The following is a 16,413-nucleotide window of genomic DNA, read 5'->3' on the forward strand; positions in this document are numbered from 1 at the left end:
CTTTCTTTGTCTTTATTGTTCTAATTAAATAATACAATATAACAAAAAACTTGTCAAGTAAAAATAAGAATTGTTTTGGGAATTGCTCAAAAAATGGTATAATGAAAAGAAAACGACAAGGAGGGAAATGCATGCGTTGTCCAAAATGTGGGGCTACCAAGTCAAGTGTTGTTGATAGTCGACAAGCCGAAGAAGGAAATACCATCCGCCGAAGACGTGAGTGCGATGAGTGTCAGCATCGTTTTACAACCTATGAACGAGTAGAAGAAAGAACGCTGGTTGTCGTCAAAAAAGACGGTACACGTGAGCAGTTTTCGAGAGATAAAATCTTTAATGGGATTATCCGCTCAGCCCAGAAACGCCCTGTTTCGAGTGATGAAATCGGCATGGTGGTCAATCGTATCGAGCAAAAACTCCGTAGTCGTAGTGAGAATGAGATCCAAAGTGAATATATTGGGTCTTTAGTCATGGAAGAACTGGCGGAGCTTGATGAGATTACCTATGTTCGTTTTGCCAGTGTTTATCGTAGCTTTAAGGATGTGAGTGAGTTGGAGAGCCTTCTCCAGCAGATCACCCAGTCCTCTAAAAAGAAAAAGGAAAAGTAAATGAAGCCAAATGACCGTTTTTCTTTTCTAAAGAATAATCGGGTGTCGCAAGATACCTCTTCTCTGGTGCAGTGCTACCTCCCGATTATCGGTCAGGAGGCACTGAGCCTCTATCTATATACCATTACCTTTTGGGATGGTGGACAAAAGGAACACCTCTTTTCCCATATCCTCAATCACTTAAACTTTGGCATGCCGACCTTGCTCCAATCCTTTAAAATCTTATCTGCCTTAGATCTGTTGACCCTTTATCAAAGGGGAGAAATCTATGAATTACAGCTTCATTCTCCCATCTCCAGTCAGGAATTTCTAAGTCATTCTGTCTATAGCAGATTATTAGAGAAAAAGATTGGGGATACAGCTGTTTCTGCTATGAAGCAGGCTCCAAGTGAGGGAGAAGCACTCTCTGTTTCTTTGAGCCAAGTATTTCCAATCCTGACCGAAGAAGTGACACCAAGCGAGTCTAAAAGCAAGTTAAAAAATGATTTTGACTTGGAACATTTCCAGCGCCTGATGGCTCGAGATGGCTTGCGTTTTGAAGACGAGCAGGCGGATGTTTTGGAGTTGTTCGCCATCGCAGATGAAAAAAAATGGACCTGGTTTGAAACTTATCAATTAGCCAAGGCGACAGCGGTGGCTCAGGTTATTTCAGTCAAACGCATGCGTGAAAAAATAGCACAAAAACCAGCATCTTCTGACTTCAGCCCCAAAGAAATGACCATTATCAAGGAAGCCAAAAATAAAACTCCCTTGCATTTTTTAGCGGAAATCAAGCAAACGCGTAAGGGAAACATCACCCAGAGTGAGCGAGAACTCCTTCACCAGATGGCGTCTTTAGGCTTGTTGGACGAAGTCATTAATATCGTCTTACTTCTAACTTTTAACAAGGTTGATTCGGCAAATGTCAATGAAAAATATGCCATGAAGGTCGCAAATGACTATGCTTATCAAAAAATTCGGACAGCAGAAGAGGCTGTGCTTCGGATTCGAGAGCGTCAGCAAAAAGGGCAAGAAGACCAGAAATCGAAAACGAGCTCGACTAAGACAAATGTTCCCAAGTGGAGCAATCCAGAATATAAAAATCAAACCAGTGAGGAAACTCGTCTGGAACTAGAACGTAAAAAACAAGAAATGTTAGCCCGATTAGAAGAAGGAGGAGACTAGATGGAAAGTGTTGGTGATGTAATCAAACGTCAGACAAGTCGTTTTCAGTATCAGGACTTGGTCCAGCAGATCATGAAGGACCCCGATGTAGCGGCTTTTATCCAGAAAGAATCCCTCAGCCCAGAGGAGTTGAATCGTAGCGTCTCCAAGTTCAACCAATATATCACAGAACGGGACAAGTTTCTTCGTGGGGATGCGGACTATATAGCGCGTGGCTACAAGCCCATCTTGGTTATGAATCACGGATATGCGGATGTGTCTTATGAAGAAACACCAGAACTAATCGCGGCAGAAAAAGAGGCTGCAATTAAGAATCGTCTCAAATTGATCAATCTACCAGCCAGTCTCAAGAAAGCGAAGTTGGCTCAGATTGATCTGGATGATCTAGGACGGTTGCCGATTTTTGAGAGACTCTATTCCTTTGTTGACCTTTACCCAAGCATCCGAAAAGGCCTCTATCTTTACGGAGATTTTGGTGTTGGAAAGAGTTTTATGATGGCAGCCTTAGCTCACGACCTATCTGAAAAGCGAGGGGCATCAACGACCATTCTCCACTATCCAAGCTTTGTCATTGATGTGAAAAATGCCATCGGTGAAGGATCTGTGAAGACCTTGGTGGATGACATCAAGTTAGCAGAAGTCTTGGTCTTGGATGATATTGGTGCAGAGCAGTCGACTCCTTGGGTACGTGATGAGATTCTCCAAGTCATTCTTCAGTACCGCATGCAGGAAGATTTGCCGACCTTCTTTACTTCCAACTTTAATTTCCAAGATTTGGAAAAACATTTTGCCAAAGGAAAGAATGGAAATGATGAGACTTGGGAAGCTAGACGGGTCATGGAACGAATCCGTTATTTGGCTGAGGAGACAAGACTAGAAGGAGAAAATCGCCGATGACAGAAACCATTAAACTGATGAAAGCTCATACTTCAGTTCGTCGCTTTAAGGAGCAAGAGATTTCTCAAGAACACTTAAATGAAATCTTGACAGCTGCTCAAATGGCGTCATCTTGGAAAAATTTCCAATCCTACTCTGTGATTCTTGTGCGCAGTCAAGAGAAGAAAGATGCCTTATATGAACTGGTTCCCCAGGAAGCCATTCGCCAGTCAGCTGCCTTTTTGCTCTTTGTTGGTGACTTGAATCGAGCGGAAAAGGGAGCAAGCCTTCATACGGACACTTTCCAACCTCAAGGGGTAGAAGGTCTCCTTATCACGTCTGTGGACGCGGCTCTTGCGGGGCAAAATACCTTGCTTGCGGCTGAGAGTCTGGGATATGGTGGTGTTATCATCGGTTTGGTCCGTTACAAGTCAGAAGAAGTGGCAGCGCTTTTTAACCTGCCTGACTATACCTACCCTGTTTTTGGGATTGCCCTTGGCGTGCCAAATCAACAACATGATGTCAAACCAAGACTGCCTTTGAACCAAGTGGTATTTGAAGAAGAATACCAAGAACAGCCAGTTAAAGCGATTTTGGACTATGACCAAGTACAGGCAGACTATGCTGGTGCGCGTGCGACGACCTCTTGGAGTCAACGTTTGGCAGAGCAGTTTGGCCAAGCCGAACCTCGTTCAACTCGGAAGAATCTAGAACAGAAAAAGTTATTGTAGAAAGTGAGAAAACATGGCCTTACCAACTATTGCCATTGTGGGACGTCCCAATGTTGGGAAATCAACCCTATTTAATCGGATCGCTGGTGAGCGGATCTCAATCGTAGAAGATGTCGAGGGTGTGACACGTGACCGTATCTATGCAACGGGTGAGTGGCTCAATCGTTCCTTTAGTATGATTGATACGGGAGGGATTGACGATGTCGATGCTCCCTTCATGGAGCAAATCAAGCACCAGGCAGAAATCGCTATGGAAGAAGCGGATGTCATCGTTTTTGTGGTGTCTGGTAAAGAAGGGATTACAGATGCGGATGAATACGTGGCCCGCAAACTCTATAAAACCCATAAACCTGTTATCCTTGCCGTTAACAAGGTTGACAACCCAGAAATGCGAAATGATATCTTTGATTTCTATGCGCTAGGATTGGGGGAACCGCTGCCAATTTCGTCTGTCCATGGTATCGGTACGGGTGATGTGCTGGATGCTATTGTGGAGAATCTACCACACGAAGTTGAAGAAGAAAATCCAGACGTGATCAAATTCAGCTTGATTGGCCGTCCTAACGTTGGAAAGTCAAGTTTAATCAACGCTATTTTGGGAGAAGACCGTGTGATTGCCAGCCCAGTAGCTGGAACAACGCGTGATGCCATTGATACCCACTTTACAGATACGGATGGACAAGAGTTTACCATGATTGATACAGCGGGTATGCGTAAGTCTGGTAAAGTCTATGAAAATACGGAGAAATACTCTGTCATGCGTGCCATGCGTGCCATTGACCGTTCTGACGTGGTCTTGATGGTCCTCAATGCCGAAGAAGGTATCCGTGAGTACGACAAGCGTATTGCAGGTTTTGCCCACGAAGCCGGTAAAGGGATGATCATCGTGGTCAATAAGTGGGATACCCTTGAGAAAGATAACCACACCATGAAAAAATGGGAAGAAGATATCCGTGAGCAGTTCCAATATCTGCCTTATGCACCGATTGTCTTTGTATCCGCTCTTACCAAGCAACGTCTCCATAAACTGCCTGAGATGATTAAGCAAATCAGTGAAAGCCAAAACACCCGTATCCCATCAGCGGTCTTGAACGATGTCATTATGGATGCTATTGCTATCAATCCAACACCGACAGACAAAGGAAAACGCCTTAAGATTTTCTACGCGACCCAAGTGGCAACCAAGCCACCAACCTTTGTCATCTTTGTCAACGAAGAAGAACTCATGCACTTTTCTTACTTGCGTTTCTTGGAAAATCAAATCCGCAAGGCCTTTGTCTTTGAGGGAACACCGATTCACTTGATCGCGAGAAAACGAAAGTAAACCTTGCTTGTTTTTCTACAAAAATAAACTAAAAGAAGACTTCATAGTCTTCTTTTTTCTATACTAAAAGGGGAGAAAAGAACCTATCAAATTGGAGGAGAATCTGTCATCAAAATTCAATCATTCTCCTATCTTTTGTAATCTATTTGTAATGAAAATGCACTTTCTTTGTAAAAATCAAAATGCTATAATTCCTTAAATCAATTTTCCTTTATCAGGGAGGTTATTATGAAAAAAAGCAGATTATTTAAACATAGTTTGTTGGTTCGCTTGCTTGGGTTGCTGATGATCTTTCTCTTCTTGTCAGCATTCACAGCACCTGAAAAACCAGAGTACGGGATCTATGACCCGGATCATTATTTAACGGATGAGACTATAAGTCAGATTCGGGAATTGAATAATGCAAATAGTAAAAAATCGGAAAAATTCCAGATGGGTGTTTACGTTGTGAAAAGCCTAGATGGAGAAACAATCGAGACTGTAGCCAATGAAATAGCTAGAGCTTGGAAGATTGGCTACTCGGGAGACAATCACGGTGTCTTGATTGTGGTAGCAGTCCAAGATAGAAAATCACGGATTGAAACCAGTAATAATGTGGCCAGTAAGATCACTGACTATCAGACTCACAGGTTCTTGACAACAGCACGTCCTTACTTTAAAAATGGTGACTATAACAAGGGTGTTCTCTCAATAGTCAATAATCTCAACTACATGTTCTATAGTGGATCGAGTACGACTGCTTCAAGTTCTAAAAGTAGTTACGACTATACTACCAACTCTAGTCGCTTAAGGGAACTTGAAAGGTATGCTGGTGAGAGTAGTTCTTCGAGACGTCATCGAAAAAGCAGTTCGAGCGACGGAGTTATCGTATTTGGAGTTCTCATTTACTTCATCGTGATGATTATCGGATTTCTATTTGGTGGTCGTGGTTCACGTGGAGATGGTTCTGGCGGTGGCTGGTGGGGCGGTGACTCATCAGACTCAGGTTCCTCTTGGTCTGATTCGGGCTCCTCTTGGTCTGACTCAGGCTCCGACTCATCTGGAGGCTGGGACGGCGGTGGCTTCGATGGTGGCGGTTCGTCTGATGACTGGTGAGTAATCATATATTGCTCAAACCGATTTTTCCATACAGTAAGGTGACTCCTTTGCAACAGTTCACTCCTTAATTAAAAATAAAAACAAAGTTTGGGAAATTGATTTAAAATCTGAGTATTTTCTCAGAAAAGTTGATAAAAGAAAGTGTTAAGGTTTTGATATGAAACAAAATAAAGTAATTCTCTCAATAGTGGCGATTTTCTTTGGACTACTAGTACTGGGAAGTTGTTCCGCGGTGACGACCTATAATGGTCTGGTTGGTGAACAGACTAAAGTGGAGCAGGCTCAGGCTGATGTCTCGACAGCCCTCCAACGTCGTTCGGACTTGATTGGTAACTTGGTGGAGTCCGTTAAAGGACAAATGAATCATGAAACCGAAGTCTTTACCAAGATTGCGGATGCTAGAGCTAAAATCGGTAGTAGCTCAGTAACTTCGGAAGAAAACCAAAAGGCTCAGGGAGAGTTGAGCTCAGCTCTTTCCCGCTTGATTTCCTTAACGGAGAATTATCCAGAACTCAAGAGCAATCAAAATGTTGAGCAACTAATGGTCGAACTTTCAGGCAGTGAAAATCGTATCTTTGTAGCACGTAAGGATTATAACAAGGTCGCAGCCGAGTACAATCAAAAGTTGAGAAGTTTTCCAACCGTGCTTTTTGCGAATATGATGAACTTTAAAGAAGCTGAAACCTTTAAAGAAACAGAAGAAGCCAAGACAGTTCCTAAGGTCGATTTTGGAACATCTTCATCAAGTCAATAAAGTGAATCAGCCTATGAATAAAGGAATTTCTCTAGTATGACTAGTGATTTCAAACTCAAACCTGGAAAGTCTTTTCCAGGTTTTTTTGTTATAATAAAAGGGAAGAGACAGTGACTGAAATGGAGGTTTGCTATGGAGAAAACAAAAGCCTTTCTTGAAGCGCACTACAAGAGATATATTCTTACGCTTTGCATCCTCTGGTTGCTCGTATTTTTCCTTCCTTGGGATTGGCAAATAGGAGGAGTTTCAGTATATTATTTCGTTATGAAAAAACTCTTTGTGGTTTTTGGAGTTTTATCCATCCTATACTCCGTGCTGATTAAAAAATTCAGTCTTCTCATCTTTGGAATTATCTTTTGCTTGGCCTTCTGGATCAATCTCTTTTGGTATTTTGGGATATTGCCTGTATTCTTGGGAAATTAAACATTAAAAAATAAAGGACTAGACTAGCTTCTAGTCCTTTTTTCTTTCTTATTAAAATAGTTGGAGATATAAAAATAATTTTGTTGACAGCTGTCTGTATGATATAATAAGTCCCGTAAAAAGAAGATTAAGGGATTTGAAAAATGGCTAAAAAAGTAAAAGATTATTATGACTTGGCTTATGCTATGGATTTGAGTCGACGGTTGAAAGAAGCGTCCCCTGCATTTAATGAGCGAAAGTTTAGGCTGTTGTTAGAAAAAGACTTGGAAGAGTTGGAGTTTAGCCAGCGTCAAGAACTCTTGGCTAAAAGTATCAAAGATTGCCTTCCCCTATCTTATGAGGACTCTCTCAAGGTTTTTGAGAAAATTTTGGGTCCTGAGTTAGAGGGTGGTTTAGGTATGTTCTCAGAAGGATATTGGCTTTGGCCAATCGGAAAATATGTAGAGCTATTTGGGGACAAGGAATTTGAATTGAGCGCGGCCTTTAGTAAGGAACTAACCAAGCGATTTACTGGAGAATTTTCCATGAGACCCTTGCTGGCTCGTTATCCTAAAGATACAATGGTTTTGCTGTTAGAATGGAGTCAGGATGAAAATTTGCGCGTTCGCAGACTTGCCAGCGAATGCATGCGTATCCGTCTGCCTTGGGCTAAGAGACAAACCGTGGTATTGGATTATTTTGAGGATTTTACCACTATTCTGACCAATCTAAAGGATGATAGAGACAAGTCCATTCAAAAAAGTGTATCCAATAATCTAAATGATTTGTACAAGGAAGATCCTGATAAGTTTGAAAGGATTCTTCAAACTTGGCAAAAGGAGGAGCTGAGTCCAAGTTGTGCTTGGATCATCAAGCATGCATCTCGAACAAAAAACAAAAAGGTAGCCACAGAAGATTTATGCAAAAAAAGCTGAATTTTGGCTGGCCTTTTCCGTTGTAAATTAAGGATTCTTTCTTGAAAAATAATGGTAAATATGCTAAAATTAAAAGAACATTCTAAAATATTCAGAATAAAAAGTAAGGAAAATCATGGCTAATATTTTAAAAACGATTATTGAAAATGATAAAGGAGAACTTCGTCGTCTGGAAAAGATGGCTGATAAGGTTCTTAATTATGAGAGCCAAATGGCTGCGATGTCAGACGAAGAACTAAAAGCGAAAACTGACGAATTTAAAGAACGATACAATAAGGGTGAATCACTTGATTCATTGCTCTATGAGGCTTTTGCGGTAGTTCGTGAAGCTGCAAAACGTGTCCTTGGGCTTTTCCCTTATAAGGTTCAGGTCATGGGTGGGATTGTTCTTCACCATGGTGACGTTCCAGAGATGCGTACCGGTGAAGGGAAGACCTTGACAGCGACCATGCCAGTGTACCTCAATGCCCTTGCAGGTAAAGGGGTTCACGTAGTTACAGTCAACGAATACCTAACAGAACGTGACGCGACTGAAATGGGTGAATTGTACTCATGGCTCGGTCTGTCAGTAGGGATTAACTTGGCAGCTAAATCTCCAATGGAGAAAAAAGAGGCTTACCTTTGTGATATTACCTACTCAACAAACTCAGAGATTGGTTTCGACTACCTTCGTGATAACATGGTCGTTCGTGCAGAAAACATGGTGCAACGTCCACTCAATTATGCCTTGGTCGATGAGGTTGACTCAATTTTGATCGACGAAGCTCGTACACCATTGATCGTTTCAGGTGCCAACGCAGTTGAAACAAGCCAACTCTACCATATGGCGGACCACTTCGTGAAATCTTTGGACAAGGACGACTATATCATTGACGTTCAGTCTAAGACGATCGGTTTGTCAGATTCTGGTATCGACAAGGCTGAAAGCTACTTCAAACTAGAAAATCTCTATGACATTGAAAATGTAGCTCTTACTCACTTTATCGACAATGCCCTCCGTGCTAACTATATCATGATTCTCGATATCGACTATGTGGTTAGTGAAGAACAAGAAATCTTGATTGTCGACCAATTTACAGGTCGTACCATGGAAGGTCGTCGTTACTCGGATGGTTTGCACCAAGCGATTGAAGCAAAAGAAGGTGTGCCAATCCAAGACGAGACCAAGACTTCAGCTTCTATTACCTATCAAAACCTCTTCCGTATGTATAAGAAATTGGCAGGTATGACAGGTACTGGTAAAACAGAAGAAGAAGAATTCCGCGAAATTTACAACATTCGTGTTATCCCAATCCCAACTAACCGTCCAATTCAACGTATCGACCACTCAGACCTTCTCTATGCAAGCCTTGATGCGAAATTTAAGGCTGTGGTTGAAGATGTAAAAGCTCGTTATCAAAAAGGTCAGCCGGTCTTGGTAGGTACAGTTGCCGTTGAAACGAGTGACTTCCTTTCTAAGAAATTGGTAGCAGCAGGTGTTCCTCACGAAGTCTTGAATGCGAAGAACCACTACAGAGAAGCGCAAATCATCATGAACGCTGGTCAACGTGGCGCCGTTACCATCGCAACCAACATGGCCGGTCGTGGTACCGACATCAAGCTTGGTGAAGGGGTTCGTGAACTTGGTGGACTTTGCGTCATTGGTACAGAACGCCACGAAAGTCGCCGTATTGATAACCAGCTTCGTGGACGTTCAGGGCGTCAAGGAGACCCAGGTGAGTCACAATTCTACTTGTCTCTTGAAGATGATTTGATGAAACGTTTCGGTTCAGAACGTTTGAAAGGTGTCTTTGAACGACTCAACATGTCTGATGAAGCCATTGAATCTCGCATGTTAACGCGTCAAGTTGAAGCAGCTCAAAAACGTGTCGAAGGAAACAACTACGACACTCGTAAACAAGTCCTTCAATACGATGATGTTATGCGTGAACAACGTGAGATTATCTATGCGCAACGCTATGATGTCATTACTGCAGATCGTGACTTGGCACCAGAAATCCATGCTATGATTCGTCGTACCATTGGACGTATCGTGGATGCACATGCACGTTCTAAGGAAGATGAAAAATTAGAAGCAATCTTGAACTTTGCTAAGTATAACTTACTTCCAGAAGATTCAATTAGCCGTTCAGATCTTGCAGGTCTGTCAGACCAAGCTATCAAAGATGAACTTTTCCAACGTGCCTTGAAAGTCTATGATAGCCAAGTTGCTAAGCTTCGTGACGAAGATGCAGTGAAAGAATTCCAAAAAGTCTTGATTCTACGTGTTGTAGACAACAAGTGGACAGACCATATTGATGCTCTTGACCAGTTGCGAAATGCTGTTGGTCTTCGTGGATATGCCCAAAACAACCCTGTTGTAGAATATCAAGCAGAAGGTTTCCGCATGTTTAACGACATGATTGGATCGATTGAATTCGATGTGACCCGCTTGATGATGAAAGCACAAATCCATGAACAAGAACGTCCGCAAACTGAACACAATATCAGTACAACTGCGACTCGTAATATCGCAGCGCAGCAGGCAAGCCTTCCTGAAGATTTGGACTTGAGCCAAATCGGACGAAACGACCAATGCCCATGTGGATCAGGTAAGAAATTTAAGAACTGTCATGGTAAGAGACAATAATATGAGATAAGATACAGGCGGATACCTGGTAAAAATCATTTTTTGCTTGGTGTCCGTTTGCTTTATAAGGAGATGAATCATGGTATTTAAAGCTAAAAGTCCTAAAATTAACATTGAAGAAGTTCGCGCCTTGTCTAAATTAGAGGGAGCGGCTCTTGCGAGAAAAAATCAACGTGATCAGGAATTGGAAGCCATCATTCGTGGGGAAGACCAGCGTATTCTCTTGGTGATTGGACCATGTTCATCTGATAATGAAGAGGCGGTTCTCGAGTATGCCAAGCGTCTATCTGCTTTGCAAGAAGAGGTCAAAGACCGTATTTTTATGGTTATGCGTGTCTATACAGCTAAACCTCGTACCAATGGGGACGGCTATAAGGGCTTGATTCATCAACCAAATGCGACAGAAGCTCCTAGCTTGATCAATGGGATCAAGGCTGTTCGTCAGCTCCACTACCGTGTGATTACCGAGACGGGAATGACAACAGCGGATGAGATGCTTTATCCTGAAAATCTTCCGCTGGTGGATGATTTGATTTCTTATATGGCTGTTGGAGCCCGTTCTGTAGAGGATCAACAGCACCGTTTTGTAGCGAGTGGAGCAGACTTTTCAACAGGATTTAAAAATCCAACATCTGGAAATCTTAATGTTATGTTTAACGGGATTTACGCAGCGCAAAATAAACAGAGTTTCCTTTTCCTCGGTAAAGAGGTGGAAACAACGGGGAATCCATTGTCCCACGCCATTCTTCGCGGTGCCTTGAATGAATACGGGAAAAATATTCCCAACTACTACTATGACAATTTGATGGATACCATTGATCAGTATGAAAAGATGGGCTTGGAAAATCCCTTTATCATCATCGATACCAATCATGACAATTCAGGCAAGCAGTACATGGATCAAATCCGTATCGTTCGTCAGACCTTGATTAACCGTGACTGGAATGAGAAAATCAAGAAATACGTTCGTGGTTTTATGATTGAGTCCTATCTGGAAGATGGACGTCAAAATGAGCCAGAAGTTTTTGGCAAGTCTATCACGGATCCTTGTCTAGGATGGGACAACACAGAAGCACTTGTTCGCGAAATTTACCAAACGCTAGGAGAGTAAGATGGCATTTATCGAAAAAGGTCAAGAAATTGATATTGAAGCAATCAAGGCTGCGACCCAGTTGTCACCTGAAGCCTTGCGAAAGAAAGAAGCCCGCGATAGAGAGTTAGCAGCTATCATCTCGGGTGAGGATGATCGAATCCTTTTGGTGATGGGGCCTTGCTCTTCTGACAATGAAGAAGCAGTACTCGAATATGCTCGTCGCTTAGCAGACTTGCAGAAAAAAGTTGCGGATAAAATCTTTATCGTGATGCGTGTCTATACGGCTAAACCTCGTACCAATGGAGATGGCTATAAGGGAATGATTCATCAACCAAATACCAGCGAAGCGCCTAGTCTCATCAATGGTTTGCAGGCTGTTCGTCAGCTACACTACCGAGTGATTACCGAGACGGGCTTGACGACAGCTGATGAGATGCTTTATCCGTCAAATCTCGTTTTGGTTGATGATCTGGTCAGCTACCATGCTGTAGGGGCTCGTTCAGTGGAAGACCAGGAACACCGCTTTGTAGCCTCTGGGATTGATGCTCCGGTTGGGATGAAAAATCCAACATCTGGAAATCTTGGGGTCATGTTTAATGCCATCTATGCGGCTCAAAACAAGCAAACCTTCCTTTACCATGGTCAAGAAGTGGAAACTTCAGGAAATCCTTTGGCCCACGTTATTCTTCGTGGCGCCATGAACGAATATGGTAAAAATGAACCCAATTTCTACTATGAAACCCTCTTAAATGCCATCAATCGCTATGAGACTATGGGACTTGAAAATCCCTTCATTATCATCGATACCAATCATGACAATTCTGGCAAGCAGTATATGGAACAAATTCGCATTGTTCGTCAAGCCTTGCTGAATCGTGACTGGAATGAAAAGATTAAAAAGACGGTTCGAGGCTTTATGATCGAATCTTACCTAGCAGATGGTCGTCAAAACCAACCAGAAGTCTTTGGTTGCTCCATTACCGACCCTTGTCTAGGATGGGAAAATACAGTAGCTTTGGTAGAAGAAATTTATACTACCTTAACAAAATAAGTGAAAAGGATGGAGTTGGGGGAATCTCAGCTCCTTTTATGAGTATGATAGTTGGACACGGAATTGACATCGAAGAATTGGCTTCGATAGAAAACGCAGTTACACGACGTGAGTGCTTTGCTAAGCGCGTGCTGACCCCTAAAGAAATGGAGCGTTTTGCTAGTCTCAAAGGGCGCAGACAGATCGAATACTTGGCAGGTCGCTGGTCGGCTAAGGAGGCCTTTTCCAAGGCTATGGGAACTGGTATTGGCAAACTGACCTTTCAGGATTTGGAAGTTTTGAACAATGAACGCGGGGCTCCCTATTTTAGTCAGGCACCATTTTCAGGGAAAATTTGGCTATCTATCAGCCATACAGATCAGTTTGTGACAGCCAGTGTTATTTTGGAGGAAAATCATGAAAGCTAGTCCACATAGACCAACCAAGGCTCTGATTCATCTGGGAGCTATTCGACAAAATATTCAGCGAATGGGAGCTCATATCCCTGAAGGAACGCTCAAGTGGGCAGTGGTCAAGGCCAATGCTTATGGTCATGGGGCTGTTGCCGTTGCAACGGCGATTCAAGATGATGTTGATGGATTTTGTGTTTCCAATATTGATGAAGCCATCGAACTTCGTCAGGCTGGACTCAGCAAGAGAATCCTCATTTTAGGAGTTTCTGAGATAGAAGCTGTTGCTCTAGCAAAAGAATACGACATCACCTTGACTGTGGCTGGACTGGAGTGGATTCAAGCGCTCTTAGCTAGGGAGGCAGATTTATCTGGCTTAACTGTCCACCTCAAGATTGACTCAGGGATGGGACGGATTGGTTTTAGAGAGGCCGGTGAGGCTGAGCAGGCTCAAGCCTTGCTCCAACAACACGGTGCTCGCGTTGAAGGAATTTTTACCCACTTTGCGACTGCAGATGAGGAATCAGATACCTACTTTAATGCCCAGTTAGAACGGTTTAAAGCTATTTTGGCCAGTATGAAGGAAGTTCCAGAGCTGGTTCATGCCAGCAACTCAGCAACGACACTCTGGCATGCAGAGACTATTTTCAATGCGGTTCGTATGGGAGACGCTATGTATGGTCTCAATCCAAGTGGAGAGGTCTTGGACTTGCCTTATGATTTGACACCAGCCTTGACCTTGGAGTCTGCCCTGGTTCATGTCAAGACAGTTCCAGCTGGAGCTTGCATGGGCTATGGAGCAACCTATCAGGCGGATAGCGAGCAAGTCATCGCGACCGTGCCAATCGGCTATGCGGATGGTTGGACACGAGACATGCAGAATTTCACTGTCTTGGTAGATGGTCAAGCTTGCCCAATCGTCGGACGAGTATCTATGGACCAAATCACTATTCGGCTGCCTAAGGTTTACCCACTAGGAACAAAAGTAACCCTGATCGGTACCAACGGCGACAAGGAAATCACAGCTACTCAGGTAGCGACCTACCGTGGAACCATTAACTATGAGGTGGTTTGTCTCCTCAGTGACCGTATTCCGAGAGAATATTATTAAAAAAGAAAGGAGTGGAGCATGAATCTACATCAACCCTTGCATGTCTTACCTGGCGTGGGGCCAAAGTCAGCAGAGAAATATGCCAAACTAGGAATTGAAAACTTGCAAGACCTCTTGCTCTACTTTCCTTTCCGTTATGAAGACTTTAAGACCAAGCAGGTGCTAGATCTGGAAGATGGGGAAAAGGCGGTTCTGTCTGGTCAAGTTGTGACTCCTGCCAGTGTCCAGTATTATGGTTTCAAGCGCAATCGCCTGCGTTTTAGTCTCAAGCAGGGAGAAGTTGTTTTTGCGGTGAATTTTTTTAACCAACCTTATCTGGCTGATAAGATAGAGTTGGGTGCAACTCTTGCTGTCTTTGGGAAATGGGACCGTGCCAAGGCCAGTTTGACTGGGATGAAGGTTCTAGCTCAAGTGGAAGATGACCTCCAGCCGGTCTATCGTCTGGCTCAGGGAATCAGTCAGGCCAGTCTGGTCAAGGTCATTAAGACAGCCTTTGATCAGGGATTGGACCTTTTGATTGAGGAAAATCTGCCTCAGTCTTTGCTGGACAAATACAAACTCATGTCCCGTTGCCAGGCTGTCCGTGCCATGCATTTTCCTAAGGATTTAGCAGAATACAAGCAGGCCCTTCGCCGGATCAAGTTTGAGGAACTCTTTTATTTTCAAATGCAGTTGCAGACGCTCAAGTCTGAAAATAGAGTTCAGGGAAGCGGTCTGGTTCTGAATTGGTCTCAGGAAAAAGTGACAGCCGTTAAAGAAAATCTGCCTTTCGCCCTGACTCAAGCTCAGGAAAAGAGTTTGCAGGAAATTTTGGCCGACATGCAGTCCGACCACCACATGAATCGTCTCCTGCAAGGAGATGTGGGGAGCGGAAAAACGGTGGTTGCTGGTTTGGCCATGTTTGCGGCGGTGACGGCTGGCTACCAGGCAGCTCTTATGGTGCCAACAGAAATCCTAGCAGAGCAACACTTTGAGAGTTTACAGAACCTTTTTCCAGACTTGAAACTCGCTCTCTTGACAGGTTCCTTAAAAGCTGCAGAAAAAAGAGAAGTTTTAGAGACCATTGCCAAGGGTGAGGCTGACTTTATTATCGGAACCCACGCTCTGATACAGGATGGGGTTGATTATGCTCGTCTTGGTTTGATTATCATCGATGAGCAGCACCGTTTTGGTGTGGGCCAAAGGCGTATTTTACGGGAAAAAGGGGACAATCCTGACGTTCTCATGATGACGGCAACGCCCATTCCACGAACCTTGGCTATCACAGCCTTTGGCGATATGGATGTTTCTATTATTGACCAGATGCCAGCAGGGCGGAAGCCGATTGTGACGCGCTGGATCAAACATGAGCAACTGCCTCAGGTCTTGACTTGGTTAGAGGGAGAAATTCAAAAAGGTTCGCAAGCCTATGTCATCTCTCCCTTGATTGAAGAGTCTGAAGCTCTGGATCTGAAAAATGCCATTGCCTTATCTGAGGAGTTGACGGCTCATTTTGCTGGCAAGGCAGGAGTAGCCCTCCTACATGGCAAGATGAAGAGTGATGAAAAAGACCAGATCATGCAGGATTTCAAAGAGCGAAAAACAGATATTCTAGTTTCGACAACTGTTATCGAGGTTGGGGTCAATGTCCCTAATGCGACCGTCATGATTATCATGGATGCCGATCGGTTCGGTCTCAGCCAGCTTCACCAGCTCAGAGGTCGTGTTGGTCGGGGTGACAAGCAGTCCTACGCTGTTCTTGTAGCTAATCCCAAGACGGATTCTGGGAAGGACCGCATGCGTATCATGACAGAAACCACCAATGGATTTGTCCTTGCGGAGGAAGATTTGAAAATGCGTGGTTCTGGAGAGATTTTTGGAACCAGACAGTCAGGACTGCCAGAGTTTCAAGTGGCGGATATTATCGAAGATTTTACGATTTTAGAAGAAGCCAGAAAGGTTGCCAGCTACATTAGTTCGATAGAAGGTTGGCAAGAGGATCCGGAGTGGCGCATGATTGCTCTCCATCTAGAAAAGAGAGAACATCTGGATTAATACTCTTCGAAAATCTCTTCAAACCACGTCAACGTCGCCTTGGATTATATATGTAACTGACTTCGTCAGTCTTATCTACAACCTCAAAGCAGTGCTTTGAGCAACCTACGGCTAGTTTCCTAGTTTGCTCTTTGATTTTCATTGAGTATAAGCTTTCTCTAAGGAAAACTTAAGCTAGCTTTTAGGTTTGGGTCTTATATTAGAGTCATCAAAAAGA

At 43.4% G+C, this 16,413-nt stretch carries 15 protein-coding genes; all 15 read left to right on the top strand.

Annotation, left to right across the window (positions count from 1 at the left end; genetic code table 11):
• The first annotated feature begins 131 nt into the window (after positions 1–131).
• The 15 genes from nrdR to recG all read left to right on the top strand — a co-directional run bounded on the left by nrdR (position 132) and on the right by recG (position 16,196).
• Positions 132–605, top strand: a complete 474-nt coding sequence (gene nrdR, locus I6H78_RS07925) for a transcriptional regulator NrdR (RefSeq protein ID WP_001203676.1) — start codon at positions 132–134, stop codon at positions 603–605.
• The gene (locus I6H78_RS07930) at positions 606–1,769 is read left to right on the top strand and encodes a DnaD domain protein (RefSeq protein ID WP_198459334.1); all 1,164 of its coding nucleotides are present in this window, start codon (positions 606–608) and stop codon (positions 1,767–1,769) included.
• The gene (dnaI, locus tag I6H78_RS07935; RefSeq protein ID WP_000446489.1) at positions 1,770–2,666 is read left to right on the top strand and encodes a primosomal protein DnaI; all 897 of its coding nucleotides are present in this window, start codon (positions 1,770–1,772) and stop codon (positions 2,664–2,666) included. It abuts the gene before it with no gap.
• Positions 2,663–3,376, top strand: coding sequence for an NADPH-dependent oxidoreductase (locus I6H78_RS07940; RefSeq protein ID WP_198459335.1), 714 nt, complete (start codon positions 2,663–2,665; stop codon positions 3,374–3,376). The genes dnaI and I6H78_RS07940 overlap by 4 nt, the downstream gene beginning before the upstream one ends.
• Before the next feature lie 13 nt (positions 3,377–3,389).
• Complete coding sequence (gene der / locus I6H78_RS07945) at positions 3,390–4,700, top strand: ribosome biogenesis GTPase Der (RefSeq protein ID WP_001207688.1); 1,311 nt, start codon at positions 3,390–3,392, stop codon at positions 4,698–4,700.
• Between the two features lie 228 nt (positions 4,701–4,928).
• Entirely contained in the window at positions 4,929–5,795 is an 867-nt protein-coding gene (locus I6H78_RS07950) for a TPM domain-containing protein (protein WP_198459336.1), read from the top strand.
• Between the two features lie 160 nt (positions 5,796–5,955).
• The gene (locus I6H78_RS07955) at positions 5,956–6,552 is read left to right on the top strand and encodes a LemA family protein (RefSeq protein WP_000812473.1); all 597 of its coding nucleotides are present in this window, start codon (positions 5,956–5,958) and stop codon (positions 6,550–6,552) included.
• Positions 6,553–6,684: 132 nt separating this feature from the next.
• A complete protein-coding gene (locus I6H78_RS07960) occupies positions 6,685–6,975 on the top strand; it encodes a hypothetical protein (protein ID WP_198459337.1) in 291 nt (96 codons plus the stop codon).
• Positions 6,976–7,118: 143 nt separating this feature from the next.
• The gene (locus I6H78_RS07965) at positions 7,119–7,889 is read left to right on the top strand and encodes a DNA alkylation repair protein (protein WP_198459338.1); all 771 of its coding nucleotides are present in this window, start codon (positions 7,119–7,121) and stop codon (positions 7,887–7,889) included.
• Between the two features lie 115 nt (positions 7,890–8,004).
• Positions 8,005–10,518 (top strand): preprotein translocase subunit SecA, encoded by a 2,514-nt coding sequence (gene secA / locus I6H78_RS07970; protein WP_001284115.1) that lies wholly within the window; start codon positions 8,005–8,007, stop codon positions 10,516–10,518.
• Between the two features lie 79 nt (positions 10,519–10,597).
• Positions 10,598–11,629 (top strand): 3-deoxy-7-phosphoheptulonate synthase, encoded by a 1,032-nt coding sequence (locus I6H78_RS07975; protein ID WP_000231307.1) that lies wholly within the window; start codon positions 10,598–10,600, stop codon positions 11,627–11,629.
• Position 11,630: 1 nt separating this feature from the next.
• On the top strand, positions 11,631–12,662 hold the full coding sequence (locus I6H78_RS07980) for a 3-deoxy-7-phosphoheptulonate synthase (protein ID WP_000864028.1): 1,032 nt from the start codon (positions 11,631–11,633) through the stop codon (positions 12,660–12,662).
• A 44-nt stretch (positions 12,663–12,706) separates the two neighbouring features.
• On the top strand, positions 12,707–13,069 hold the full coding sequence (gene acpS / locus I6H78_RS07985; protein ID WP_198460241.1) for a holo-ACP synthase: 363 nt from the start codon (positions 12,707–12,709) through the stop codon (positions 13,067–13,069).
• Positions 13,059–14,162 (top strand): alanine racemase, encoded by a 1,104-nt coding sequence (alr, locus tag I6H78_RS07990; protein WP_198459339.1) that lies wholly within the window; start codon positions 13,059–13,061, stop codon positions 14,160–14,162. The genes acpS and alr overlap by 11 nt, the downstream gene beginning before the upstream one ends.
• Positions 14,163–14,180: 18 nt before the next feature.
• Positions 14,181–16,196, top strand: a complete 2,016-nt coding sequence (recG, locus tag I6H78_RS07995; RefSeq protein ID WP_198459340.1) for an ATP-dependent DNA helicase RecG — start codon at positions 14,181–14,183, stop codon at positions 16,194–16,196.
• Positions 16,197–16,413: the final 217 nt, after the last annotated feature.

This window comes from Streptococcus oralis, from assembly GCF_016127915.1.
Lineage (GTDB): Bacteria > Bacillota > Bacilli > Lactobacillales > Streptococcaceae > Streptococcus > Streptococcus oralis_BO.